General features: G+C 68.1%; 15 protein-coding genes. 9 read left to right on the forward strand and 6 right to left on the reverse strand.

Annotated features, from left to right (window positions below):
• Positions 1–102: 102 nt before the first annotated feature.
• Positions 103–1,032 (reverse strand): DUF1684 domain-containing protein, encoded by a 930-nt coding sequence (locus VZQ01_RS24295; RefSeq protein WP_426744767.1) that lies wholly within the window; start codon positions 1,030–1,032, stop codon positions 103–105.
• A 113-nt stretch (positions 1,033–1,145) separates the two neighbouring features.
• Here VZQ01_RS24295 and VZQ01_RS24300 point away from each other — a divergent pair, with 113 nt between their 5' ends.
• Genes VZQ01_RS24300 through VZQ01_RS24310 form a run of 3 tightly spaced genes read left to right on the forward strand, consistent with a single transcriptional unit; the run spans position 1,146 to position 2,572 of the window.
• Entirely contained in the window at positions 1,146–1,991 is an 846-nt protein-coding gene (locus VZQ01_RS24300) for a 2-oxo acid dehydrogenase subunit E2 (RefSeq protein WP_223750650.1), read from the forward strand.
• A gap of 32 nt (positions 1,992–2,023) precedes the next feature.
• Complete coding sequence (locus VZQ01_RS24305; RefSeq protein ID WP_141330261.1) at positions 2,024–2,257, forward strand: hypothetical protein; 234 nt, start codon at positions 2,024–2,026, stop codon at positions 2,255–2,257.
• A gap of 18 nt (positions 2,258–2,275) precedes the next feature.
• Positions 2,276–2,572: a cyclic-phosphate processing receiver domain-containing protein gene (locus VZQ01_RS24310; protein WP_223782775.1), complete on the forward strand. Its 297-nt coding sequence runs from the start codon at positions 2,276–2,278 to the stop codon at positions 2,570–2,572.
• A 148-nt stretch (positions 2,573–2,720) separates the two neighbouring features.
• On the opposite strand, the gene VZQ01_RS24315 is transcribed toward VZQ01_RS24310, so the two are convergent.
• The 3 genes from VZQ01_RS24315 to VZQ01_RS24325 all read right to left on the reverse strand — a co-directional run bounded on the left by VZQ01_RS24315 (position 2,721) and on the right by VZQ01_RS24325 (position 6,981).
• Complete coding sequence (locus VZQ01_RS24315; protein ID WP_426744770.1) at positions 2,721–3,626, reverse strand: hypothetical protein; 906 nt, start codon at positions 3,624–3,626, stop codon at positions 2,721–2,723.
• Between the two features lie 83 nt (positions 3,627–3,709).
• Positions 3,710–4,489 carry a hypothetical protein gene (locus VZQ01_RS24320; protein ID WP_426744772.1) on the reverse strand — a complete coding sequence of 260 codons (780 nt, stop codon included), beginning with the start codon at positions 4,487–4,489 and terminating at the stop codon, positions 3,710–3,712.
• A gap of 50 nt (positions 4,490–4,539) precedes the next feature.
• Positions 4,540–6,981 carry a TonB-dependent receptor domain-containing protein gene (locus VZQ01_RS24325; RefSeq protein ID WP_223782772.1) on the reverse strand — a complete coding sequence of 814 codons (2,442 nt, stop codon included), beginning with the start codon at positions 6,979–6,981 and terminating at the stop codon, positions 4,540–4,542.
• Positions 6,982–7,154: 173 nt separating this feature from the next.
• Between VZQ01_RS24325 and VZQ01_RS24330 the strand changes: the two genes are divergently transcribed.
• From VZQ01_RS24330 to VZQ01_RS24350, 5 genes are all read left to right on the forward strand, one after another.
• A complete protein-coding gene (locus VZQ01_RS24330; protein ID WP_426744774.1) occupies positions 7,155–8,045 on the forward strand; it encodes a hypothetical protein in 891 nt (296 codons plus the stop codon).
• 420 nt (positions 8,046–8,465) lie between these two features.
• Positions 8,466–15,632 carry a HAMP domain-containing protein gene (locus VZQ01_RS24335; protein ID WP_420715383.1) on the forward strand — a complete coding sequence of 2,389 codons (7,167 nt, stop codon included), beginning with the start codon at positions 8,466–8,468 and terminating at the stop codon, positions 15,630–15,632.
• Between the two features lie 122 nt (positions 15,633–15,754).
• Positions 15,755–17,734 carry a hybrid sensor histidine kinase/response regulator gene (locus tag VZQ01_RS24340; protein WP_223750657.1) on the forward strand — a complete coding sequence of 660 codons (1,980 nt, stop codon included), beginning with the start codon at positions 15,755–15,757 and terminating at the stop codon, positions 17,732–17,734.
• Between the two features lie 253 nt (positions 17,735–17,987).
• The gene (locus VZQ01_RS24345) at positions 17,988–18,971 is read left to right on the forward strand and encodes an AAA family ATPase (protein WP_223750658.1); all 984 of its coding nucleotides are present in this window, start codon (positions 17,988–17,990) and stop codon (positions 18,969–18,971) included.
• A gap of 20 nt (positions 18,972–18,991) precedes the next feature.
• Positions 18,992–21,514 carry a S8 family peptidase gene (locus VZQ01_RS24350; RefSeq protein ID WP_426744776.1) on the forward strand — a complete coding sequence of 841 codons (2,523 nt, stop codon included), beginning with the start codon at positions 18,992–18,994 and terminating at the stop codon, positions 21,512–21,514.
• Between the two features lie 35 nt (positions 21,515–21,549).
• Here VZQ01_RS24350 and VZQ01_RS24355 read toward each other — a convergent pair whose 3' ends face one another.
• Together VZQ01_RS24355 and yedA are read right to left on the reverse strand one after the other, a co-directional pair.
• Positions 21,550–23,841, reverse strand: coding sequence for a hypothetical protein (locus tag VZQ01_RS24355; protein WP_223750660.1), 2,292 nt, complete (start codon positions 23,839–23,841; stop codon positions 21,550–21,552).
• A gap of 116 nt (positions 23,842–23,957) precedes the next feature.
• The gene (gene yedA / locus VZQ01_RS24360) at positions 23,958–24,902 is read right to left on the reverse strand and encodes a drug/metabolite exporter YedA (RefSeq protein ID WP_426744778.1); all 945 of its coding nucleotides are present in this window, start codon (positions 24,900–24,902) and stop codon (positions 23,958–23,960) included.
• Positions 24,903–25,162: 260 nt separating this feature from the next.
• Between yedA and hrcA the strand changes: the two genes are divergently transcribed.
• A complete protein-coding gene (gene hrcA / locus VZQ01_RS24365; RefSeq protein WP_046716540.1) occupies positions 25,163–26,194 on the forward strand; it encodes a heat-inducible transcriptional repressor HrcA in 1,032 nt (343 codons plus the stop codon).
• The last annotated feature ends 25 nt before the right edge of the window (positions 26,195–26,219 follow it).

Raw genomic sequence — 26,219 nt, forward strand, 5'->3', positions numbered from 1 at the left:
TCTGAGGCTTCCATCTCTTTGGAATCACGATGGAAAATGAACGGGCCGGCCCGCGATGGATGCGGAGCCGGCCCGTGGGATGAGTCGATTTTCGTCCGTGGCTCAGTGGTCGCCGTAGCGCTTCTCACCGGCCTCCACGCGCAGGGCCAGGCGGTTGCCGCGCGGGGGCAGGGGGCAGGTGGCGAAGCGGGTGAACGCGCAGGGCGGGTTGTAGGCGCGGTTGAAGTCGAGCACCACCTGGCCGTCCTTCGGCATGTCCGCGTACAGGAAGCGGCCCGCGCCGTACGTCGAATCGCGGTTGGTCTCGTCCGCGAAGATGACGAAGAGCTGGTTGGAGCCGTCCTCCACCGGCGTCAGGCGGTACTCCTTGCCCGCCACCGTGAAGACGAGCGTGCCCGGGGCCTTCATCTCCTCCGTGGTGCCCAGCACGTTGGGGACCTGGAGCATGCGCGGCGTCTCGGCGGGCTCGAAGCGCGCGGTGACGCGCCAGGCGTTGCTCGCGGGGTACGTGGGGATGCCGTGGAACCCCGTGCGCGCGGGCGACTGCGAGTCCTTCACCCGCACGCCCACCTTGTCGCCGCGCTGGATGACGTGGAAGTTGAGGCTGCCGAGCTTCAGCACATCCGGCGAGCCCTGCTCGTCCGTCTTCAACGCGCCGCCGGTGAAGGGCTCGCCGTTGCGCGTGAACTGCACGCCCTTCTCGGGCTGGAAGGAGACCTCCTTCCCCTTGCGCGTGAAGGTGCCGAGCTTCGGCGGCGTGCCGTCCGGGAAGTCCAGCTTGTTCTCCGGCGCGGAGCCGGCGGTCTGCGAGCCCTCCTCCAGCCAGAACAGACCCACGAGGGACAGCCAGCCGTCCTCGGACTGGAGTCGCTGGAGGCGCTGCTCGTGCCACGTGCGGGTGGCGGCGGTGATGTCTTCGGGCGTCGAGGGGGCGGGCACGTTCTTGGCGGGGGCGGCGGGTTTCGGGGTCGCGGCCTTGGGGGCCGGCGCGGCGTGAAGGGCGAGGGACAGGGCCAGGGCGATGGGCGTCATGTCGGGGGCCTCGGTGGAGGGCTGGCTGCGGACGACCTGTCTAACAGGGTGCCCTCCGCCGCGCAGGGTGGGGTTGCAGGAGCGTTGGACTCCATGCGAAGCCCGGGCTCTTCGTGGACCTCGACCTGAAGCCGGCGCCGCCTCCTGGGGCCTTCCGCAAGCTCGCCCTGGGGGCCTGGGGCGCGCCTCGGGACCCGACGTCCTATGCCGCACTCGAGGTGCGCATGGAGCGCGCGCTCGTGTTCCTGGAGGCGTGGCGCGAGCGGACGGGGCAGCGGCTCACCGTGACACACCTGGTGGCCAAGGCCGCCGCGGACGCGCTGCGGCTGTACCCCGAGGCCAACGTGCTCATGCGCTGGGGCAGTCCGTCTCCGCGCGTCGACGTGGGCGTGTGCGTGCTCGTGGTGCAGCCCGAGCCGTCGGGGCGCGTGGACCTGACGACGGCCACGGTGCACCGCGCGGACACGCTGTCGCTCGCGGACTTCGTGCGGGCGATGGAGGGCGTGGTGGGGCGGGTGCGCTCGCGGGAGGACGCGGTCATCGAGCGGGGCAAGCGCCGCTCGTATCGCATCCCGGGGATGTTCATGGGGTGGGCGCTGCGGCTGTTGTCCTTCGTGTGGTTCACGCTGAACGTGGACCTGCGCTGGGTGGGGATGCCGAGGGACCCGTTCGGCTCGGTGGTGGTGACGAGCCTGGGCACGCTGGGGCTCGAACGGGGCTACGTGGCGACCGTGCCGTACACGCGGGTGCCGTTGGTGCTGGCGCCGTGCTCCGTGCGGACCGAGCCGGTGGTGGAGGCGGGGGAGCTGGTGCCGGGGAAGGTGATGACGCTGACGTGTACGTGGGATGCGCGGGCGCTGGATGTGGAGGTGGTGGCGCGGGTGCTCCGGCATGTCGGGGAGGTGCTGGAGTCGCCCGAGGAGACCCTGGGGGCTGCGAGCGGGACGCAGGTGGGGTAGAACGGGGCGTCGTCACCGCTGGAGGTCTGGTCATGCCCGTGGATACGAACCGCCGTGTTGCTTCCGCTCGTCCCGTGGGACGCGCGCTCGGAGGGCAGGACCGCTACGAGAAGGAGGCCCTCGAGGGCCCCGCGGAGGGAGGTCTGGCGATGGCTCGGCGGCAGCGGCTGGCGGGCGGTCCCAACCGGGTAGAGGGGGAGAGCCCCTTCGCCGCGAAGATGCGTCAGCTCGCCGAGGGCAAGTCGTCGAAGGACGGCGGACGCTGACTCGCCTGGGGTGACGCGGTGAGAGTGTATCTGGATGACGAGCGGCCCACTCCCGAGGGCTGGGTGGCTGTCCGTTGGCCGGAAGAGGCCATCGCGTTGCTCGAGGGAGGACAGGTGGTCGAGCTCAGCCTCGACCATGACCTCGGGGATGACGAGCACGGCACGGGGTATGACGTGCTGCTGTGGCTGGAGGAAGCGGTGGCCACGCGAGGCTTCGTTCCTCCGCGAGTCCGTGTGCACTCGGCGAACAGCTCGGCGCGCCAGAAGATGGAGCTGGCGATTGTGCGCATCGAGCGGTTCGCGCGGGAGCGGTGAAGGTCGCTTCGCGCGGGAGCTGGCGACACGAGGCGCGCAGGCCGCGCGCCGAGGCGCCCGCGCGGGCAGGACGCGGACCCAGCTCATGGTTCGCGCGTGAGCGAGAGGTGCTTGCGCCGGGGCCTGACGTGAGCGCCTCCGCCGGGAATCAGCGCGAGCGCGGTGTCACCTGGATTCGGGTCGCGTCGGAGGTGCCATCCGCGATGAGGTTGTAGGCGGCCTGGACGGCGGTGCCCTGTGGCAGGCCCTGCGTCGAGATGCGCTGCCCGTTGCGGACGATGCGGGTGTTCTCGCCGACGCGCAGGTCGTAGAGGTCCCCGGTCTCCGAGTCCTTGATGACAATCCGGTCCTGGGTGGCCGAGGTCACCTGTCCGCGCATGACGACGTTCGCGACGATAGTCTTCTCGGGGTCGGCGTTCACGTCGCCGGTGTCATTGGCGGAGGCGTCCTGTCGAGGCGCGCTCGCTGGGCCCGAGCCTCCCGTGCCGTCCTGCTGCTTCCCCGAGTCATCGTCATTGGCATGTCCGCCTCGGAGCGCGTTGACCTGTCGCTGGAGTCGCAGGACATCGTTGCGAAGCATGGCGACCTCTCGGGTCAGGTCTCTCTGGCTCAGGTCCTCTCCGGACGCGGCTGCCTCCGCGCTGCCGCCTCGTGCATCGCCCGCCGCATCTCGCGGCTCGGTGCCCTGGCGCGTGGGCTCGGGGCGACCGGCGGGCACGGAGTCCTTGTTGCCAGAGCCGCCCGTTCCGCGCGCATCCGACGCATTGTTGCCTGTGTCCGTGCCGCCAGCGTTGGTGTTCGAGGTGTTGCCAGCGCCACCGGTCGCCTGCGTGGTGGTGGTCGTGCTGGAGATGTCTTCAGCGCCCGTGGACCCATAGGGAACGACGGAGAAGGTCCCGGACGGATAGGTGCCAGGTGCCTGGTTGGCGCCGACGCCCGACTGGGATTGAGAGGACGTCCCTGCGCCCGCTCCGCTGCCCGCTGATTGGGCGAGGGCGACAGGAGACAAGAGGAAGCTGAACGTCAGGGCCGCGGTGCAGAGCGCTCGTCGCATGGGTGGGGTCCTTTCCTCGTGCTCAAACTTGAGGCGAGGACGGCCAGCGACAAGCGAGCCTCACGGAGGGCTCGGCCCCGTGGCTACTCGGGGAGCGGCGTGGTGACCCGAGACTCCAGCACGCGTGTCAGCGCGGGTTGTCCACAAGTTCCCCAGTCGATGGGGCGCACCGTGAGGAACAGCGGTGCGCGGAGGGCCGTCGCCAGCGCCGGCTCATCGAGCCCCTCGCGGTCATGCAGCGTCCACAGCAGCGCATCACGGACCGCATGGAGTTGTTCCCGCTCGCACCACGGGTCCACGCGCCAGGAGAGCTGCCCCAGTGCCATGAGCAGCGCCAGGTCCTCGACGGGGAGCTGGGTCCAGCTTCGCGCGAGGAACACGGGGACGCCGCGCCTCACGCTCGACGCGTGCCACCGTGACTCGATGGCGGCGACCCGCCAGTCCGCCTCATCCCAGTGGCGCGTGAGCCAGATGGCCAGGGCGACCCGGTCGAGCTCTCGGAGCGGGACCGTTGCGCGTGCATTCAGGACGTTGAGCCAACGGCTCGCCGCATCCAGCGCATGCTCGAAGCCCTCGGGCAGGGATTCGTCCTCACACGCATGTCGGGAGAGCGTGAAGTCCAGGAGGCCGTGGACCACGGTCCAGGACCAGATCGGCTGGACGTGCCGCGTGGAGGAGTCCAGGTCCCGCCACCATGTCACCCGCTGACGCGCGGACGGCGTGAGCCCTTGGGTGGGCGATGGAGGAAGCTCCGGTAGCCGCGCGAGCGCGTACCGGTAGACACACTCCACCGTGGCCAGCGGCGCCACGAGGATGAGGCTCAGCAGCCACAGGAGGGTCCGCGCGGGGAGGATGCGACGCATGGCCGGCCCGCTGTGCAACACGTGGACCAACTCGAGCCCGCACCCCGGGCTCAGAACGCGTACCGTGCCCCGAGCCGTACCTGTCGGGGCGTCTGGTACGCGGGGAGGATGGCGACTTCACGGTCCGAGGCGAGCGAGTCGTCGTCCTGGGAGTCGAAGACGTTGAGGACGTCGAGGTGGAACTCGATGGCCTGCCTCCGCTCCACGTTGTAGCGGACAGCCAGTCGTGCATCCACGGTATGCATCCACGGCTCGTGTTGCTCGGTGGTTCCAATGCGTGCCCCAGCAATGCCAACGTACGAGGCACCCACGGATACCCCCCAGCTTCCGTTACGCGGATTGAACGTCCGGCTGCCGGAGAGCTTCAGTACATGCGGCCGATTCAAAATGCCGCGCTGTTCCTCGAGGGTCGCTCCTTGGAGCCGTGACCACGTGTAGGCGAGCAACATCGACCAGCTGTCATGAAAGTTTCGATCCACCTCGAACGTCACCGAGTCGTGTCTGCTCCGAGGTGCGGGGAACTCCGCGCCCAGGCCGCGTCCGGGATTGACGAGCAGGAGGTCACCACGCTCGAGGTCCTGGATGAGCTGGAGTCCCGCGGTCCGTATGCGACGTGCATAGACAATGCTCGCGGAAGTGATGAACTCGGGAGCGAACTCGACGCCAGTCACCCACTCCGTGGTGGCGGGAGGTGTCAGTGAGGGGGCCAGCCGGACGTTCGTCACCACCCCCTCGGTGTCCTGGTGGGGGCGCAGCAGGCTGAGCAGGACACGTCCGTGATACCTCGCGTAGTTCGCGAAGATGCGCAGTTGCTGCTGTCCCCGGGACACGGTCGAGGACGACATCGTGACGCCAAGGCGCGGCGACAGCGTGTGTGACGCCACGTCTCCCCCGTGAATCCGACCTCCGACCGACTGGGCGTCGTACCGGAGCCCGGTATTGAAGGTGAGCCAGTCAGAGGGGCTCCAGGTGTCCTGGAGATAGGCGCTCACGAACCCGCTGTGGGTCTCAGGGAGTGGTGTCGCCACCAGGGTATTTCGCTCCCAACGATGGATGCCCCGCTCGACCGAGACGCCCATCTGCGGAATATGGAGCAGTCCCCATATCTCGCCGGAGTACATCGCCCGGGCTGAGGCCTGATATCGGTGTGTCGCCTGGTCGCCGACGTCGCAGTCCATGGGCCAGTCGTCGACAGAACCGCCGCAGACCGAGCCAGTCTCTTCAGCCGGTCGATGCTCACGTGGGGGGCTCGTGGTCACGCGCTGTCCCAGCCAGCCTGCATGGGCATCCAGCAGCAGCCGCTTCTCGAAGAACGCGCCGTTGTAGTCAAGCGCCACCCGCGAAGTGTCGCGGTCCACTTCTCCTGACGCCGATTCGACGGTCTGCCATCGAGAGAGGGAGGGGGCGGTTACCGCAATCAAGGAGAGGTTGTGGTCGTAGTTGAGGAGGTAGGTCAATCTTCCCAAGGCCTGGACCTCGCGGTGGTCGATGAACGACCGGCTCCCGCCAGCGTGCTCGGTTGGGGTCTGTTCCACTCGTGCGAGGGCGGGGACCACCCCCATGAAGAACCACAATTTGTCCTTGGCGACGGGGCCATGGAGCGTCACTCCGAACGCGCCTTGATTGAGGACGGCGCGTCGCACGGAGGGCTCCCCGAGCCTCGTGTTGACGTGACCACTCTCCGCCAGCACGCCAGGGACCCACTCAATGAAGGCGTGTCCTCTGAGGTCGTTGGAGCCGGAGCTGGAGTTCTGTTCGACGATGACACCTGTCGCGCCTCCCTGCTGCGCCCTGAGGCCATGGGTGAACACGGTCGCGTCCTGGAGGAACTCCAGGCTCAGTGGGAGTGCGTTGCGCCCCGTTACGGCATCCCGCGTGGACAGGCCATCCAGGAGGTACTCATTCTCCCAGGGGCTCGTGCCCAGCAGCGTGCTGCCCTGGCGTGTCTCCACCATGTTCGATGCCAGGAGGAGGAAACCCTCCAGGGTGCGCATGGCTCGCCGTCCCGCCAATGGGCGCTGTGCCAACGCGCTGAAGCCAAGGTCGGTTGAGAGGTCCGTCGACACGCTCGAACTGGAGTCGTCGGCAACGGTAGGGCCGCAGTAGAGTATGTCCTCCCATTCGTCGGGTGACCCCTGCTCGAGCAGGACATCGACCCGGAGTTCTTGCCCCGCGAGCTTGCGGACCTCGGTTCGACGCAAGGGGATGTACAGCTCATGCTCGAAGAGAAGGGTATAAGTCCCTGGGGGCACCGACGGAATACGGTACGTGCCCTCCACATCCGTCACGACAGTGTTCTCCTCGGGAAGCTCCGCCGTCATGGCCGTCACCACCACGTCCGGCACGGGCAACTGGCTCACCGCGTCCACCACCTTGCCCACGATGACGTCCGTGGCCTCCTCTGCGCGCGTCGTGGGCGCCCAGGCCACCCCCACCAGGACTCCGACGACACCGCACACCCGCGCGAGCTGAGACACAGTCAGGTTCTTCACCCGCGTGAAGATTCCACGCAGCTCTCGCGCGCTTCCTCATGGTTCCCTCACGAAGCAGGCGAGCATCCATGCCGATTCCGTGATGTGCTGGAATGCACCTCGGGGGGAGTGGCCTGGAGACAGGCCGGGCGCTATGCGTAGGGCCGGGCGGCGCGAGGCAGCGAGGAGTCACCTTGAGCGGACGCGAGAGCGCGGTGACCACGGGAAGGAAGAACGCGCGTGCTCCCGCCAGGAACACCCGCGCGCGCAGCCTCAGGCCCTGGCCCCTCACCCTCGCCTCCGCCGTCTCCCTGGGCCTGCTCCTCTACGTCGCCACCACCAGCCTGCCCTACCTCGTGTCCTCCCCCACGACGGACCCGAACTTCGGCGCCCTCAACCACTGTCTCTTCAAGGCCCACCCCGAGGCCCGGCTCGGCTGGGCCGTCTCGCCCGATGCCTCCCGCGCCGCCGTCTTCGGCGCCCACTCCGTCGCCACCTGCGGCCCCGCCAACGCCACCACGCGCCATGACCTCACCGGCGCGCTCGCCATCGCCTTCGACGCGGACAACCACCTGTGGCTCTCCGCCGGAAACCGCCTCCTGCGCGAGGACGGCGCCACCCTCGTCCCCATGGGCGACTTCCAGCCCATCGCCCTCGCCGGACACGCGCACGGCATGCTCGCCCTCGATGCCTCGGGGCAGCTCGTCTCCGTCTCCTCCAACGGCTCCGTGCTCGCGCAGACCCAGGTCCCTGCCTCCACCGCCCGGCTCTCCGTCGGCGCCGATGGCGTGCTCGCCGCCGTGCTCTCCGACGGACACCTCCGCGTCTACGACACCCGCTCCCTCTCCCACCGCCCCCTCGATGTCCCCTGTCAGGTGGAAACGATGTGGTGGCTGGACGCACCCGAGCAGTTGATGATCGGCTGTTCCCCGACCGGGGCGCCGTCGTTCTCGCTCGATGTGCGGACGGGGGAGCGGACTCCCGTGCCCGAGGGCCGCGCGTTGGCCCCTGCTCGCCGGCTCTCCGGTCGGCCGCTTTATGTCCAGGGCTGCGACGGTTTTCCCTGCACGGCGCCGCCGCCCTGACATGTTGGACAGAGGCTGTGGGTTCCGCATGTTTCACGCGCGGTATCCATCGCCCGGGCTCGAAGTTCAGTAAGCGACAAATCACCTGGAGGACCGGGGCTTTGATTCGACAAGCCCGCGAACTCACAGGAGATTCGCTCCTGCCCGTCCGCTGCGAGGTCTCGGCTCGCGGCGTTCATCCCGATCAGAAGGGTTCTCCTCGTGGACGACACCAAGGTTCCCAGCTCCAACGGCAATGGCAGGAAGCGCGCCTCGACGCGCAAGCCCCGGAGCGAAGCGGCGTCCAGCCCGCAGCTCGCGGCCAACCGCGTCGAGTCCGAGCGCACGCGCGGCCGTGCCGCCGAGGACGGCGGCAGACAGACGGGCGGCCGAGGCGGCGGCGCGAGGACGCCGGGCGCGCGCATCCGCGGGGATGACCCCATGCAGACGCTGCTCGCCGCGCTGCGGGCCGTGCAAGGCGGCGACTTCTCCGTGCGCCTGCCGGACTTCACCTCCGTGCCGGTGATGGACGACATCTCCCGCGCCTTCAACGCGGTGGTGACCCTCAACTCCGCCATGACGCACGAGATGGTGCGCGTGGCGCGAGTCGTCGGCCGCGAGGGCCGCATGGCCGAGCGCGTATCGCTGGGCGACGGGCGCGGAGACTGGGCCACGAGCATCAACTCCATCAACGCGCTCATCGGCGACCTGGTGCAGCCGACCACGGAAGTCGCGCGCGTGCTGGTGGCCGTGGCCGAGGGCGACCTCACCCAGAAGATGGCCCTGGAAATCGACGGCCAGCCGGTGAAGGGCGAGTTCCTGCGCATCGGCACCACCGTGAACGCGATGCTCGACCAGCTCAACTCGTTCGCCGCCGAGGTGACGCGCGTCGCGCGCGAGGTCGGCAGCGACGGCAAGCTGGGCGGTCAGGCCGAGGTGAAGGGCGTCTCCGGCGTCTGGAAGGACCTCACCGACAACGTGAACCTGATGGCCAACAACCTCACGGCCCAGGTGCGCAACATCGCCGAGGTGTCCACCGCCGTCGCCAACGGCGACCTGTCGAAGAAGATCACGGTGGACGCGCGCGGCGAGGTGCTCGAGCTCAAGAGCACCATCAACACGATGGTGGACCAGCTCAACGGCTTCGCCTCCGAAGTGACGCGCGTGGCGCGCGAGGTGGGCACGGAAGGAAAGCTGGGCGGTCAGGCCGCGGTGCCCGGTGTCTCCGGCACGTGGAAGGACCTCACCGACAACGTGAACTTCATGGCGTCCAACCTCACCACCCAGGTGCGCGGCATCGTGAAGGTGGTGACGGCGGTCGCCAACGGCGACCTCACCCAGAAGCTGATGGTGCCGTCGCAGGGCGAAATCGCCGCGCTGGGCTCCACGCTCAACAACATGACGGACACGCTCAACGTCTTCGCGCAGCAGGTGACGAGCGTGGCGCGCACCGTGGGCGTCGAGGGCAAGCTGGGCGCCCAGGCCCAGGTGCCCGGCGCCGCCGGCACGTGGAAGGACCTCACCGACAACGTGAACCTGATGGCCAACAACCTCACGGCCCAGGTGCGCAACATCGCCGACGTGACGACGGCCGTCGCCAAGGGTGACCTGTCCAAGAAGATCACCGTGGACGTGAAGGGCGAGGTGATGGAGCTGAAGGACACCATCAACACGATGGTGGACCAGCTGCGCGCCTTCGCCTCCGAGGTGACGCGCGTCGCGCGCGAGGTGGGCACCGACGGCAAGCTGGGCGGTCAGGCCGACGTGAAGGGCGTTGCCGGCGTGTGGAAGGACCTCACCGACAACGTGAACTCGATGGCCTCCAACCTCACCACCCAGGTGCGCAACATCGCCCTGGTGACGACGTCGGTGGCCAACGGCGACCTGTCGAAGAAGATCACCGTCGACGCGCGCGGCGAGATTCTCGAGCTGAAGAACACCATCAACACGATGGTGGACCAGCTCAACTCGTTCGCCTCGGAAGTGACGCGCGTGGCGCGCGAGGTCGGCACCCACGGCAAGCTGGGCGGTCAGGCCGAGGTGAAGGGCGTCTCCGGCACGTGGAAGGACCTCACCGACAACGTGAACGTGATGGCCGTGAACCTTACGACCCAGGTGCGCGGCATCGCCAAGGTCGTGACGGCGGTCGCCAACGGCGACCTCACGCAGCGCCTGAAGATGGAGGCCAAGGGCGAGGTCGCCGAGCTGGCCGACACCATCAACGCGATGACGCAGACCCTGTCCATCTTCGCGCAGCAGGTGACGGACGTCGCGCGCACGGTGGGCGTGGAGGGCAAGCTGGGCGCCCAGGCCGTGGTGCCGGGCGTCGCCGGCACGTGGAAGGACCTCACCAACAACGTGAACCTGCTCGCGAACAACCTCACCGACCAGGTCCGCAACATCGCAGAGGTCACCACGGCGGTCGCCAATGGTGACCTGTCGAAGAAGATCACCGTCGACGCCAAGGGCGAGGTGCTGGAGCTCAAGAGCACCATCAACACGATGGTGGACCAGCTCCGAGGCTTCGCGTCCGAGGTGACTCGCGTCGCCAAGGAGGTCGGCACCGAGGGGAAGCTGGGCGGTCAGGCCGAGGTGCGCGGGGTGTCCGGCGTCTGGAAGGACCTCACGGACAACGTGAACTTCATGGCGTCCAACCTCACCAGCCAGGTGCGCGGCATCGTGCGCGTGGTGACGGCGGTCGCCAACGGTGACCTCACCCAGAAGCTGATGATGGACGCGAAGGGCGAGATCGCCGCGCTCGCGGACACCATCAACGCGATGACGCAGACCCTGTCCATCTTCGCGCAGCAGGTGACGGACGTCGCGCGCACGGTGGGCGTGGAAGGCAAGCTGGGTGCCCAGGCCGAGGTGCCGGGCGTCGCCGGCACGTGGAAGGACCTCACCAACAACGTGAACCTGCTGGCCAACAACCTCACGGCCCAGGTGCGAAACATCGCCGAGGTGACGACGGCGGTCGCCAACGGTGACCTGTCCAAGAAGATCACCGTCGATGCCAAGGGCGAGGTGCTGGAGCTCAAGAGCACCATCAACACGATGGTGGACCAGCTCCGCGCGTTCGCCGCCGAGGTGACCCGCGTCGCCAAGGAGGTCGGCACCGAAGGAAAGCTGGGCGGACAGGCCGACGTGAAGGGCGTGTCCGGCGTGTGGAAGGACCTCACCGACAACGTGAACGTGCTGGCCGGCAACCTCACCGACCAGGTGCGAAACATCGCCAAGGTCACGACGGCCGTCGCCAACGGCGACCTGTCACAGAAGATCACCGTCTCCGTGAAGGGTGAGGTGCTGGAGCTGAAGAACACCATCAACACGATGGTGGACCAGCTCCGAGGCTTCGCGTCCGAGGTGACCCGCGTCGCCAAGGAGGTCGGCACCGAGGGCAAGCTGGGTGGTCAGGCCGCGGTGCCCGGCGTCGCCGGCGTGTGGAAGGACCTCACCGACAACGTGAACGTGCTGGCCGGCAACCTCACCGACCAGGTGCGAAACATCGCCAAGGTCACGACGGCGGTCGCCAACGGGGACCTGTCGCAGAAGATCTCCGTCGAGGCCCGGGGCGAGATCCTCGAACTCAAGAGCACCATCAACACGATGGTGGACCAGCTCCGCGCGTTCGCCGCCGAGGTGACTCGCGTCGCCAAGGAGGTCGGTACGGACGGCAAGCTCGGTGGTCAGGCCGCGGTGCCCGGCGTCGCCGGCACGTGGAAGGACCTCACCGACAACGTGAACTCGATGGCCTCCAACCTCACCGCGCAGGTGCGAAACATCGCGCTGGTGACCACGGCGGTGGCCAACGGTGACCTGTCCAAGAAGATCACCGTCGATGCCAAGGGTGAAATCCTCGAGCTGAAGGACACCATCAACATCATGGTGGACCAGCTCAACTCGTTCGCCTCGGAAGTGACGCGCGTCGCGCGCGAGGTCGGCACCGAAGGAAAGCTGGGCGGTCAGGCGGAAGTGCGCGGGGTGTCCGGCGTGTGGAAGGACCTCACGGACAACGTGAACTTCATGGCCCGCAACCTCACCACGCAGGTGCGCGGCATCGTCAAGGTCGTGACGGCCGTCGCCAACGGCGACCTCAAGCAGAAGCTGGTGGTCGAGGCGAAGGGCGAGGTCGCCGCGCTCGCGGAGACCATCAACAACATGACGGACACCCTGGGCACCTTCGCCGAGCAGGTGTCCACCGTGGCCCGCGAAGTGGGTGTCGAGGGGAAGCTGGGCGGTCAGGCCCGCGTGCCCGGTGTGGCCGGCACGTGGAAGGACCTCACCGACAACGTGAACTTCATGGCCTCCAACCTCACCACGCAGGTGCGCGGCATCGTGCGCGTGGTGACGGCGGTGGCGAACGGCGACCTCACCCAGAAGCTCATCGTCGACGCGAAGGGCGAGGTGGCCGCGCTCGCGGACACCATCAACAACATGACGGACACGCTGGGCACCTTCGCCGAGCAGGTGTCCACCGTGGCCCGCGAGGTCGGTATCGAAGGAAAGCTGGGCGGCCAGGCCCGCGTGCCCGGCGCTCGCGGCACGTGGCGGCAGCTGACCGACAACGTGAACCAGCTGGCCGGGACGCTGACCAGCCAGCTGCGCGCCATCTCCGACGTGGCCACCGCGGTGACGAAGGGTGACCTCACCCGCAGCATCACCGTCGTCGCCGAGGGCGAGGTCGCCGCGCTGAAGGACAACATTAATCAGATGATCGTCAACCTGCGTGAGACCACGCAGAAGAACCAGGAGCAGGACTGGCTCAAGACGAACCTGGCGAAGTTCAGCGGCATGATGCAGGGCCAGAAGAGCCTGGACGCCGTCAGCCGCCTCATCATGAGCGAGCTGACGCCGCTGGTCTCCGCCCACCACGGCGCCTTCTTCCTGATGGACACCGACTCCGGGACGCCGGTGCTCAAGCTGACCAGCACCTACGCCTACCGGGAGCGCAAGCACATCGCCAACCGCTTCCGCCTGGGCGAGGGGCTCGTCGGTCAGTGCGCCCTGGAGCGCAAGACCATCCTCCTCACCCACGTCCCGCCGGACTACATCACCATCTCCTCCGGCCTGGGTGAGTCCGCCCCGCTCAACATCATCGTCCTGCCCGTCCTCTTCGAGGGCGAGGTGAAGGCGGTCATCGAGCTGGCCTCGTTCCACACCTTCAGCGCCATCCATCAAATCTTCCTGGACCAGCTCACCGAGAGCATCGGCGTGGTCCTGAACATGATCATGGCGAACATGCGCACCGAGCAGCTCCTGCAGCAGTCGCAGGGGCTCACTCAGGAGCTGCAGAGCCAGTCGCGCGAGCTCACCCAGCAGCAGGACGCGCTCAAGCGCAGCAACAGCGAGCTGGAGGAGAAGGCGAAGCTGCTCGAGGAGCAGAACCGCCGCGTCGAGGAGAAGAACAACGAGGTCGAGCGCGCCCGCGTCAGCCTGGAGGAGAAGGCCGAGCAGCTCACCGTCATCTCCAAGTACAAGAGCGAGTTCCTGGCCAACATGAGCCACGAGCTGCGCACGCCGCTCAACAGCCTGCTCATCCTGGCCAAGCTCCTGTCGGACAACAAGGACGGCAACCTCTCCACCAAGCAGGTGGAGTACGCCAACACCATCTACGCGTCCGGCGGAGACCTGCTCAGCCTCATCAACGAAATCCTCGACCTGTCCAAGGTGGAGGCCGGCAAGATGCAGGTGGAGCCCCGGGACATCGTCCTCACGGAGCTCAACCAGTTCATCGACCGCGGCTTCCGCCCGGTGGCCGAGCAGAAGAACCTGGCCTTCACCGTGGAGGTCGCGCAGGGCACCCCGCGCGCCATCCGCACCGACCCGCAGCGGCTGCAGCAGGTGCTCAAGAACCTGCTCTCCAACGCCTTCAAGTTCACCGACGAAGGCAGCGTGAAGCTGACGGTGAAGCTGGCCGAGCCCGGCGCGCGGCTGGAGCACGAGGTGCTCAAGCGCTCGCGCTACGTCATCGCCTTCGCGGTGACGGACACGGGCATCGGCATCGCCAAGGACAAGCAGCGCCTCATCTTCGAGGCCTTCCAGCAGGCGGACGGCTCCACCGCGCGCAAGTACGGCGGCACCGGCCTGGGCCTGTCCATCAGCCGCGAAATCGCCAAGCTGCTGGGCGGCGAAATCCACGTCAGCAGCGAGCCGCGCAAGGGCAGCACCTTCACGCTGTACCTGCCGCCCGAGTACGTGGGCCCCGACGACGACGGCCTGCCGGCCCTGCCCGCCATGCCCGCGCCGCTCGAGCCCCTGATGCCCCGCGGCAGCAACGTGGTGCCGGAGGCCCCGCTGCCTCCCGCGCCGGCGCCGGTGCCTCCCGCCGTGGCGGAGAGCGGCCACGTGCTGGACGCCGCGCTGCCGCCCCCGGTGGACTCGCTCCTGCCGCCGCTCGCGGTGGAGGATGACCGCGACCACATCCGCGAGGGTGACCGCGTCCTGCTCATCATCGAGGACGACCTGAAGTTCGCCCGCATCATGGTGCAGCTGGCGCGTGAGAAGGGCTTCAAGGCCCTGGTCGCCACCCGCGGCGACACCGGCCTGTCCATGGCCAACGAGTTCCAGCCGCACGCGGTGACGCTCGACATCCAGCTGCCCGTGGTGGACGGCTGGAGCGTGCTCGACAGGCTCAAGCGCAACCCGCGCACGCGCCACATCCCCGTCCACATCATCAGCGTCATGGACAAGCACCTGGGCAACGCCCAGGGCGCGTTCGGCTACCTCACCAAGCCCGTCAGCAAGGAAGGGCTGGAGCGGGTGTTCAACCAGCTGGCGCGCTTCCTGGAGCGCAAGGAGCGCCGCCTGCTGCTCGTCGAGGACGACGACGTGCAGCGCAGCAGCCTGGTCAGCCTGCTCGCCGAGGGAGGTGACGTCGTCGTCACGGCCGTGGCCACCGGCCAGGAGGTCCTCCAGAAGCTGGAGGAGGGTGAGTACGACTGCCTGGTCATCGACCTGCTGCTGCCCGACATGGACGGCATCAAGCTGGTGGAGGAGGTCAAGACCCAGCAGCGCTTCCGGGATTTGCCCATCGTCATCTACACGGGCAAGGAGCTCACGCCCAAGGACGAGGCCCGCCTGCGCCGCTACACCGGCAGCGTCATCCTCAAGAGCGGAACGAAGAGTCCCGAACAGTTGCTCAGCGACACCGCGCTGTTCCTGCACCGGCTGGACCAGAATCTGCCTCCCCGGGCGCGGGCGGCGCTGGCCCAGCGCAACGAGGAGGAGTCCGAGCTTGTTGGCAAGAAGGTGCTCGTCGTCGATGACGACATGCGCAACATCTTCGCCCTCACCAGCGTGCTGGAGAACCACGGCATGCAGGTGGTCTTCGCGGAGAACGGGCGGGCGGCCATCGAGACGCTCGAGCAGCACCGCGACGTGGATGTCGTCCTGATGGACGTGATGATGCCGGAGATGGACGGGTACGAGACCATGCGGGCCATCCGCAAGGACCTCCGGTACGCCAGCCTCCCCATCATCGCCGTGACGGCCAAGGCGCTGAAGGACGACCGGGAGAAGTGCATGGCCGCAGGGGCCAGCGACTACCTGCCCAAGCCGGTGGATACGGACAAGCTTCTGGAGCTCATCCGTCTGTGGGTATCGGCATGACGAAGAGAGGGTCCGATTGATGGCTAGCGCACGACTCGTCTTTGCCGGGCTTTTGACCGGCGGAGGCCGCGCCTAGCCTGTCCGGCCAGTAAACGGTCGGGGCATACCTTGCTCCTATTTCAATGACGCCTAGCGAACACATCTCCGCCGAACGCCCGCAGGACAGCAGCACCCGTTCCAGGGCGAGCATCTTGATGGTGGACGACCACCCGTCCAACCTGCTGGCGCTGGAGGCCATCCTCGAGCCGTTGGGGCAGGAGCTCGTCAAGGCGACGAGCGGCGAGGAGGCGCTCAAGTTCCTCCTGCAGCGCGACTTCGCCGTCATCCTGATGGACGTGCAGATGCCGGGGCTGGATGGCTTCCAGACGGCCACGCTCATCAAGCAGCGCGAGCGCACCCGCACCATCCCCATCATCTTCCTCACCGCGCTCAGCCGCGACGCGGCCCACATCTTCAAGGGCTACGCGCACGGCGCGGTGGACTACCTGCTCAAGCCCTTCGACCCGGAAATCCTCCGCTCGAAGGTCAGCGTCTTCGTGGACCTGTTCCTCAAGGAGCAGCAAATCCAGCGGCAGGCGGCCTTGCTGCGTCAGCGCGAGCGCGAGGCGATGGAGCGCCAGAGCGAGCTGCGCTACCGGCGGCTCACCGAGTCGCTGCCGGAGGTGATGTGGGCGGCGCGCGCGGACGGCTCGTTCACGTACGCGAACCGCGCGGGGCGTGACTACACGGGCATCCACGAGGAGCAGCCGCTGTCCTTGAGCACCTTCCTGGAGTTCGTGCACCCGGTGGACCGCGAGGAGATGCGGCAGGCGTGGGAGACGGCCATCCGCTCCAGTCAGCGGGTGGAGCGCGAGTTCCGCCTGCGCCGGTTCGACGGTGTGTATCGCTGGCACCTGGCACGCGCGGTGCCGGAGCGGGACGAGACGGGCCACGTGGTGGGATGGATTGCGGTGGCCACGGACATCGACGACAAGCGCCGCGCCGAGGAGGCGCTGGGGCGCTTCAAGATGACGCTGGACGCGACGCTGGACTGCGTCCTGATGTTCTCGCCGGACTCGCTGACGTTGACGTACGCGAACGCGGGCGCGGCGAAGCAGCTGGCGAGCACCACGGATGAGCTGGTGGGGCTGTCGGTGCTGGAGGTGGAGGGGGCGTTCGACGAGGCGGGCTTCCGCAAGCTGCTGGCGCCGCTGGTGAGTGGGACGCTGCCCAGCCAGACGTACTCCACGACGCACCGGCGGCGGGATGGCAGCGAGGTGCCGGTGGAGGTGGTGCTCCAGTTCGTGTCGGCGGCGGAGGGGCCCGGGCGGTTCATCTCCGTGGCGCGCGACATCACCGAGCGGCAGCGCGCGGAGACGGCGCTGCGGCTGGCGAGCGAGGCGAAGGACGCGTTCCTGGCGGCGGCGAGCCACGAGCTGCGCACGCCGCTGGCGGCGGCCAAGGGGCACGCGCACCTGGCGCTCCTGAAGCTGGGGGGCGAGACGGAGGCGGGGCCGGGCAAGTCGCTGAAAATCATCAACCGTCAGATTGACCGGATGGCGAAGCTGGTCGAGGACCTGCTGGACATCAGCCGGCTGCAGGCAGGAAGGCTGTCGCTGGAGCTGGAGCGGTTCGACTTCAGCCAGCTGGTGCACGAGACGCGCGACCGGATGGCGGTGTTGTCGCAGGGGCATGAAATCCAGGTGGAGACGCCGGAGAACCTGGAGGGCATCTGGGACCGCGGGCGGCTGGACCAGGTGCTGACGAACCTCTTGTCCAACGCCATCCGTTACTCGCCGGAGGGCGGGGCGGTGCTGGTGCGGCTGACGGGGGAGGGGAGCGAGGGCGTGCACCTGTCCGTGAAGGACAGCGGCGTGGGGATTCCCAAGGACAAGCAGGCGCTCATCTTCGAGCGCTTCGGCCGCGCGCACGGCAGCAAGTACGGCGGACTGGGCCTGGGGCTCACCATCAGCCAGGGCATCGTCGAGCAGCACGGCGGCCGCATCTGGGTGGAGTCCCCGGGCGTGCCGGGACAGGGCTCCACCTTCAACGTGTGGCTGCCGCGCGAGACGGAAGTGCCGGGCGTGCACCACACGCAGCCCGGCCCGCGCACGGCGAGCTGACGAGGGGCGCGAGCGTCCCGTCGGATGGAAGTAGGGTATGCGGGCGGGACTCCTTCGGGAGTCTGCTCGGCGCTCAGGACGCCCCTGTCACGCTGGGTTTCCACCGGAGTGGCGCGAGCCTTGGCTGTCCCGATGTCGCCCTGGCCCCTGGCCGAGAATGTGCAGTTCCTCGGCTTCGGGTTCAGAATTCACGGGTGGTATCATGGGAACCGAATGGTCCCTGTCTGACTGTTCAGGGTACAACGAAGCCGTCATGGCCAGCGCAGAGCAAGTCAAGGCACTCATCCGAAGTCATGCCGATGGCGATGATGCCCGGTTCTACGCGATTGCAATCCAGGTCGCGGCTCAGGCCGCGCGCAGCGGGCATGGCAAGTTCGCCCAGGAACTGCGTGACCTCGTCGACCAGGTCAAGGCACGCGCGCCGACGGTTCCTTCTCGGGGTGCGAAAGCTGTTCCCCTGGCCCAACCTCGTGGCGAGCTCGCGGGACTGCTGACAGTCGGCTATCCGAAGACGCGCCTGAGCACGATGGCGCTCTCTGCTTCGTTGGAGGGTCGGCTCGAGCGAGTGCTGACCGAGCAGCGTGAGCGTGACCGCTTGCGCGAGCATGGTTTCTCGCCGATGCGGAAGCTGCTGCTGGTGGGACCGCCGGGGACGGGTAAGACGATGAGCGCGGCCGCGCTCGCTGGGGAGCTGGGGCTGCCGCTCTTCAGCATCCAGCTCGACGGGCTCATCACGAAGTTCATGGGTGAGACCGCGGCGAAGCTCCGGCTCGTCTTCGACGCGATTCTGTCGACCCGGGGCGTGTACTTCTTCGACGAGTTCGATGCACTGGGTAGCGAGCGCGGCGGTAGGAATGATGTCGGCGAGATTCGCCGCGTGCTCAACTCGTTCCTCCAGTTTCTGGAGCAAGATGAGTCCGACAGCCTCGTGTTGGGCGCGACCAACCACGTTGGACTGCTTGACCGTGCTCTTTTCCGTCGCTTCGACGCTGTGCTCGAATATGCGTTGCCCACGGCGGAGATTGCGACGCGGGTGATGCGGAACCGGTTGGCCATGCTGGATACCGGTGGGGTCGACTGGGATGCAGTAGAGAAGTCGGCTGAGGGATTGAGCCATGGGGAGATTGCGATGGCCTGCGAGCAGGCCGCCAAGAACGCAATCCTCGACCACCGCACCGCAGTGAGTGACGCGGAGCTCAGGGCTGCTCTGCGTGAGCGTCGTGACACGCATGCCTAGCGAGTCAGGAGAACTGACGCGTGCCGGCTCCTCGAAACCGTAAGCACATCCTCGTTCCTGGGCGGCCTAAAGCGGCTCCGTACAAACCTTACGGGAAGGACATTCCCGAGAAGAAGGTGCCTCCACCCGAGGGTCGTACCCGGCACGGCGAGGCACTCACGCATGCGCTCAATGTTGCCGTTGTCGAAGCGACTCAGCGTCGCGCCGAAGTCGACTTCGACGTGCATGGCGCCGAGCCTGGACTCTATGTGCAGTTCGAGAGTCAGCCCGGGGTACCTCTCCAGCTCAGCTCGCTCGAAGATATTCGCCAGGGTATCGAGCTTGTCGCCGTCACTCACGCGCAGACGGAGGAGCCTGAGCCTCGACGCATTGAGCGTGCGACGGTCTTTGTTCCTGACGGCAAGGTGACGCACTTCCTCAAGCGGTTCGAGGATTACGCGAAGAGCGCTCCGAAGGCGAAGAAAGAGCGGCGTCACGAGGACATGCTCGACCCCGTGGCGACTCTCCGTCTCGCCACCTTGCGGGGATTATGGACTGATGCGACCGAGGTCTACCCTCAAGATAACGAAGTCATCTGGTGGGAGGTGTGGCTGCGCCGTCAGGATGGGAGTGAGCTTGCGCGCCTCATGGAGTTCGCGGTGCACCAGTCGCTCGCCGTTGCGTCCAGGCGACTCCAGTTCGAGGACCGCATCGTCACGCTCGTGCGGGCGTCACCGGCACGGCTTTCGGCGTCCATCGATGTCCTCAACGATGTGGCCGAGGTCCGGAAGGCGAAGGAGGTGGCGACGGGCATCGTCGACTCTTCGCCGGTCGAGCAAGCGGATTGGGGGAGGGACCTGCTTGGACGCACCACACCTGCATCCGCGCGCGCGCCCGCAGTCTGTATCCTCGATACGGGAGTGAACCGAGGGCACCCGCTCCTCTCGGCCTCCCTGCAGGCCGCTGATTGCCATGCTTTCGATACTGAGTGGGGGACACATGACCACCACGGGCATGGCACCGAGATGGCAGGTCTCGCGCTCTTCGGTGACCTCACACCGCACCTCGCGAGCCGTCAGCCCGTCCCGCTCCGTCATCACCTCGAGTCCGTGAAGATTCTGCCGCCCGAAGGGAAGAACCCTCCGGACCTTTATGGGGCTATCACCGCGGATGCCGTGAACCGTGTCGAAATCCAGGCACCCGAGCGCAGGCGCTGCTTTTCGATGGCGATCTCCACGACGGATGGGCGCGACCGAGGGCAGCCGACGTCGTGGTCCGCAGCAGTCGATGCGCTTGCCGCCGGTCGTATGTTCGACCCGAGCACGCAAGGGCTCGAGTACCTCGATGATGGCGTCGACGCTGCGAGGCGTCTTTTCGTCCTCTGTGCTGGCAACGTAGGCGAGTTGCATGTGAATCACATCGAGAACAGTGACACCGACTCGATACACGACCCAGGGCAAGCGTGGAACGCGCTCACCGTGGGCGGATTCACCGAGAAGGCGGTCATCAACGACCCGACGTGGTCGCATATGTCGCCCGTAGCGAGACCCGGAGAATTGTCGCCTTGGAGTACGACGAGCCTGCTCTTCGCGGAGGCCTGGCCCATCAAACCCGACGTGGTCTTCGAGGCTGGCAACGTCATGAAGAGCGCGAAAGGGGAGGTTGATTTTCCATGTCCCGACCTGAGTCTGCTTTCCACCTACTTCCGTCCGGCGGAGCAGTCCTTCGTGTTGAGCTGGGCGACCAGTGCGGCGACAGCACAGGCGGCGCGCTTGTCCTCGTTCATCGCCGCTGAATACCCAACGCTGTGGCCTGAGTCCGTGCGGGCACTGCTGGTGCATTCCGCGGAGTGGACTTCGCAAATGCGCGCGAGTCTCCAAGGTGCCAGCGGAAAACGAGCGCGTGCTCGCCTTGTCCGTCGATACGGGTTTGGAGTGCCGAACAGCGACCGTGCCCTGCGTAGCGCGAATGACGCGCTCACGTTGATTGCCCAGGCGAGCATCCGCCCCTTCGAAGAGGGGAAGATGCGCGAGATTCAGTTCTTCGAGCTGCCGTGGCCGCGCGCGGTGCTACAGGGGCTCGGAGGTGCACGGGTTCGTCTGCGCGTGACGCTCTCCTACTTCATCGAGCCAAATCCTGGGCGTCGAGGATGGAAGCACCGTCACCGCTATGCCTCGCACGGGCTGCGCTTCGATCTGAAGGGACGCACCGAGTCGATGGAGGAGTTCCGAAAGCGGCTCAACCAGAAGGCGCTCGAAGATGGCGAGAGGCGACCGTCGTACGGTGGGGATTCCGACAAATGGTACCTCGGTGAACAGTCTCGGAATCGAGGATCCCTCCACTCCGACATCCTGGAGGGCTGCTCCGCAGCGGACCTCGCCGAGCGAGGCGTCATCGCCGTCTACCCGGTCAGCGGATGGTGGAAAGACCAGCCCAGGCGGGACCGGAGTGAGCAGGGCGCGCGGTACGCGCTCATCGTGTCGATTGAGACGCCCGGCGTCGAAGCCGATATCTGGACGCCCGTCGCGGAAGAGGTCGGCTTGCCGGTCGATACCGAGCAGTAGCCTGCTGACGAGGGGCGCGAGGGCGCCCCCTCGCGTCACAGGTTGAAGCCCACGTTGCCCACGGAGATGCTGGGTCCGAAGATGAAGGACCAGCGGCTCGAGTCGACGACGGAGCCGTCCGAGCGGCGGGTGATGTCGTCGCGGAACTCCCGCGCCACCCACGCCTGCGCGCCCACCGCGGCGCCCGGACCGATGGGCACCCGCAAGCTCAGCCCCATCACCACCGCCAACGTCGGCGGGAACTCGATGTCGCCGGACTGGGGAATCAATCCCATGCCCATCAGCCCCATCTCGAAGCCGAGCAGCCGCTCCTGGCCTTCGTCATTCAAGAGCGCCAGGCGCGACACCACGCCGAAGTTGAGGATGAGCTGACCGCTGGGCTCCGTGGCCCGGTAGAGACCCGCCGGAATCGTCGCCGTCGTGTACAGCCGCAGCCGCCCGCCGCTGACGATGGCCGTCCACTGCGCCGACGGCAGCCCCGAGCGGTCCGCCGTGCTCAGCGCATAGCGCGACTCGTCCGCCACCAGCGACACCTGCACGAGAATCCGGTCGAACTGGCCCAGCTGCCCCGGCACCGGAATCGTGCGCGTCTCCCCCTGCGGCCGCAGCAACATGCGCTGCTCCACCTGGCTCTCCCCGCGCGCCGAACCATCCGGCTTGGTGACGCCGATGCGCAGCACCACCTCCTGCGCGCCCTGCTCGGGCTTGAGCCGCTCGCGGTGGATGACCACCCGACAGGAGTTGCGCATGGCGTAGTCGATGCGGTGCGGACGGCTGGGCTCCAGCACCCGGTCCTTGCCGTCCTTGTCCGCGCACACCAGCTCCACCACGCTCTCCACCCGGATGGGCACGCTCGCCTCGCGCACCGAGCGCTGCACCCGCTCCGTGACGACCACCAGGTCCGTGGTGGCCAGCTCCCCCGGCAGCGTGGAGAGCTGATAGCCGAAGCGCAGCGACACGAAGCCGCCCGCGGTGGGCTCGCCCTGCACGTACGTCGTCCCGTCGCGCGTCGTGACGGTGTACGCGCCCGCCACGGGGCGCGGCACGAAGCGCCCCTGCTCGCCGCTGGCCGCCACGTGCAGCTCCGCGGGCCGGTTGATGGGGATGAAGTCGATGGTGCCCTGGTCGCCCAGCTCCAGCGACGCCCTGGGCACCGGCAACGGCTGCGTCCTCGTCGTGTCCGACGCCACCACCGAGCCCTCCACCCGCGACGTCTGCGCGCTCACTGTCACTTGCTGCTCGGACGTGCCGCCGGTGCGCAGGAGCACGTAGGTGCCGTCGGAGGCCTTCACCACGCGCTCCACGCGGGCGCGCTGGTCGTTCATGGCCCAGAGCAGCTTGCGCGGGTCGTGCTGACAGGACACGTCCAGGCGGACCACCATCGCGGAGTTCTCCGCGTCGCGCAGCACCGTGCCGTCCACCGCCGTCAGCGGACACGCGAGCACCGGCAGCGTCTCCACCAGCACCTGGTCCAGCGCCTCGCCGCGCGCGAAGTAGATGCGCGGCGCGAGCCTCAGCCGCAGCGTCACGCTGACGTCCACGCCCGGCACGTTGCGCAACGACACCGAGCCCTCGTTCACCTCGCAGCGCACCGGACCGCAGTCCACCGACGCCAGCGCCTCCGAGTGGCTCAGCGCCACGAAGCCCGGCCCGCGCGACACGTCCACGCCCGCCGACTGGATGAGCGGCTGGGTGAGCACCACGCGCCCGGGACGCAGGCGGAAGGTCTCCGGGTCCACCACGTTGCCGGACGCATCGAACGTGGTGACGTCCTTGCCCCAGCGCCCATGCGGCGGCGTCCAGTACAGCGCCGCGTCCGTGGGCAGCCCGCGCGCCACCGGCACCGTGCAGTTGCCCGGGCCTCGCTCCACGGAGGGCGTCAGGCACACGTCCTGACCCTCCATCAACGTCGGCTCGGCCACCGTGCGCGGCGTGCCGCTCCAGGCGACGCCCACGTGCGACAGCCCCGTGCCGCGCAGCTCCACCCGGCCCTCGTCGGGGAAGAAGTTGGTGCCCGCCGCGTCCACGCGCGGGAAGGGGCCGGTGGCGATGACGGTGACGCGCTCCTCCGTCGTCTCGCACTGGCCACCCGTGGGCGCGACCTTCAGCTCGAGGATGCGCGCGTCATCCTGCTCCACGCGCGCGGGAGGCTTGAGCGAGCGTCCGTCCGGCGACAGCGTCCAGCCGGCCCTCACGGGGCCACACAGCGTGCCCTTGGCGGTGACGGGGACGCTCGGGCCTCCCTCGGGGACCTGGATGACGGGAGCGGCGGTGGACACGCCCGTCACGAGCAGGCAGGCGAGGCAGAGCGCGCGAAGGGATTCCATCCCTCCGTTAAACAGCCCGAGACGCCACCAGCGTCAAGCGCCGTCTGCCCTCGCCGCCCCGGGTTGACACCGGACGTGTGTCCCCCCGGGCACGGCGGGTCCGCGAACGTCGTCCCTCAGCGCCTGCGTGTCAGCAGCACCACGGCGCCAAGAATCGCGGCCATGGCCACCCACGCCAGGGGACTCAGGGATTCGCCGGCGAACACCGCGCCCAGCAGCACCGCCACCACCGGGTTGACGTACGCGTAGCTGGTGGCGAGCGAGGGGCTCGCGTGCCGCATCATGTACGCATACGCGCTGTAGCCCACCAGCGAGCCGAACGTCACCAGGTACGCGAAGGCCGCCCACGCGCGCGGCTCCGGCATCACGTCGAACGATTCGCCGCGCAACAGCCCGAAGAGCAGCATCAGCGCGCCGCCGCACAGCATCTGCGCCGCGGGCGCCATCATGCCCGTGGGCATGGGCATGCGCCGGCCCAGCACCGAGCCCAGCGCCCAGCTCGCCGGCGACACCAGCAGCACCAGCGTGGGCAGCAGGCTTCCGCCCAGCTCACCTCCCAGGTTGAGCAGCACGATGCCGCCGAAGCCCACCGCCAGCCCCCAGCGCTCCAGCTTCCCGGGCCACTGTCCGAAGAGCCCACCGAACAGCGCCGACCACATGGGCAGGCTGCCCACCACCAGCGCCGCCACGCCCGAGGGCACCCACTGCTGCGCGAAGACGAGCCCGCCGTTGCCCACGCCCAGAAGCAGCGTGCCCACCACCGCGCTCGCGCCCCACTGTCGCCCGGTGGGCACGGGTGTGCCCTTGAGCCACAGCGCCGCGAACATCAGCGTCCCCGCCAGCAGGAACCGCGTCCCCGACGCGAGGAACGGCGGCATGCCTCCCTGGAGCACCCAGCGGATGGCCAGATAGGTGGACCCCCAAACGAGGTACAGCGTCACCAGGCACAAGAGGAGGCGGCCGCGCGGGGCGCTCGGGGTGGGCGTGTCCGCGAGGGAGACGGAGGTGAGGGTGGGGGCGGGAGGCGCGGACAGGGATGACGCGGCGGATGAGGCGGTCACGGTGGCGCGGCTTGTAGCGTCGGCACACCCCGTCGGCCATGTGAGCATTGCCATACCCCACAGTCGGTCGTTCTCCCGGGCGATACAGTGCGAGTGCCCGCCCGCTCGGACGCTGGCGGACGGGGCGCGGTGGGGGCCCGCTGTCGGCCGCTCGGCGGATGGGGCGTGGATTGAACCCGCGGACGCGCTTTCTTACACTTGGGTGTTGGAGCGGTGGCCGCGAGGTGGTGGGCCACGGGCTCCCAAGTGAGAGCGCCTGGATGTCCGAAGAGCTGGGTGAACGCGAGAAGGAAGTCCTCCGAGCCGTGGTGCAGGAGTACATCTCCACGGGCGGGCCGGTGGGCAGCCAGCAGCTCACCCGGCGCCCTGGGTTCGAGGTCTCCTCGGCGACCATGCGCAACGTGCTGGCCGACCTGGAGGAGCTGGGTTTCCTGGAGAAGCCGCACACGTCGGCCGGCCGGGTCCCCACGGATGCGGGCTACCGCTTCTACGTGGACACGCTCGTCAAGCTGAAGGACCCGACGCCCAGGGACCGGGAGCTCATCCACGCGGGCCTGTTCCATGAGGCGAACCTGGAGGAGATGCTGGGCGAGGCGAGCCGCATCCTCCACTCGCTGACGCGGCATGCGGGCGTGGTGGTGACGCCTCGGCCCGACTCGGCGGTGTTCCGGCGCATCGAGTTCGTCCGGCTGCGCGAGGACCGGGTGCTGGCCATCCTCGTCGGGCAGAGCGGGCAGGTGGTCAACAAGGCCATCACGGTGGACTTCCCCATCACCTCGGACGAGCTGATGCGGGCGAGCAACTTCCTGTCGGAGCTGCTGCACGAGGTGCCGCTCGAGGAGGCGCGCGAGCGCATCCGCGCGGAGATGGACCAGGAGCAGGCGCTCTACAACGCGCTGACGGCGAAGGCGCTCAAGCTGGGCGCGGCCGCCACGGACCTGCCGACGACGGAGCGCGTGCTCATCCAGGGCACCGGCTCCTTCCTGGAGCAGCCGGAGTTCGCGGACGTGGAGCGGATGCGAGCGCTGTTCAAGGCGCTCGATGAGAAGCACCGGTTGCTGTCGCTGCTGGACCGGGTGCAGCGCGCGAACGAGATGCAGATCTTCATCGGCGCGGAGAGCGACTTCTCGGCCGCGGGTGACGTGACGGTCATCGCCAGCCCCTACGGGAACCAGGAGCAGGTGCTGGGCACGGTGGGCGTCATCGGCCCGACGCGCATGGACTACCGGCGCGTGATTCCGCTGGTGAACTTCACCGCGCAGGTACTCTCGCGCGTGCTGGAGAAGGTGTAGCCCGACGCAGGGACGGGCGCGTGCC

Origin of the sequence: Myxococcus faecalis, from assembly GCF_050039385.1 — a bacterium.
In the GTDB taxonomy this organism is placed as follows: Bacteria; Myxococcota; Myxococcia; order Myxococcales; family Myxococcaceae; genus Myxococcus; species Myxococcus fulvus.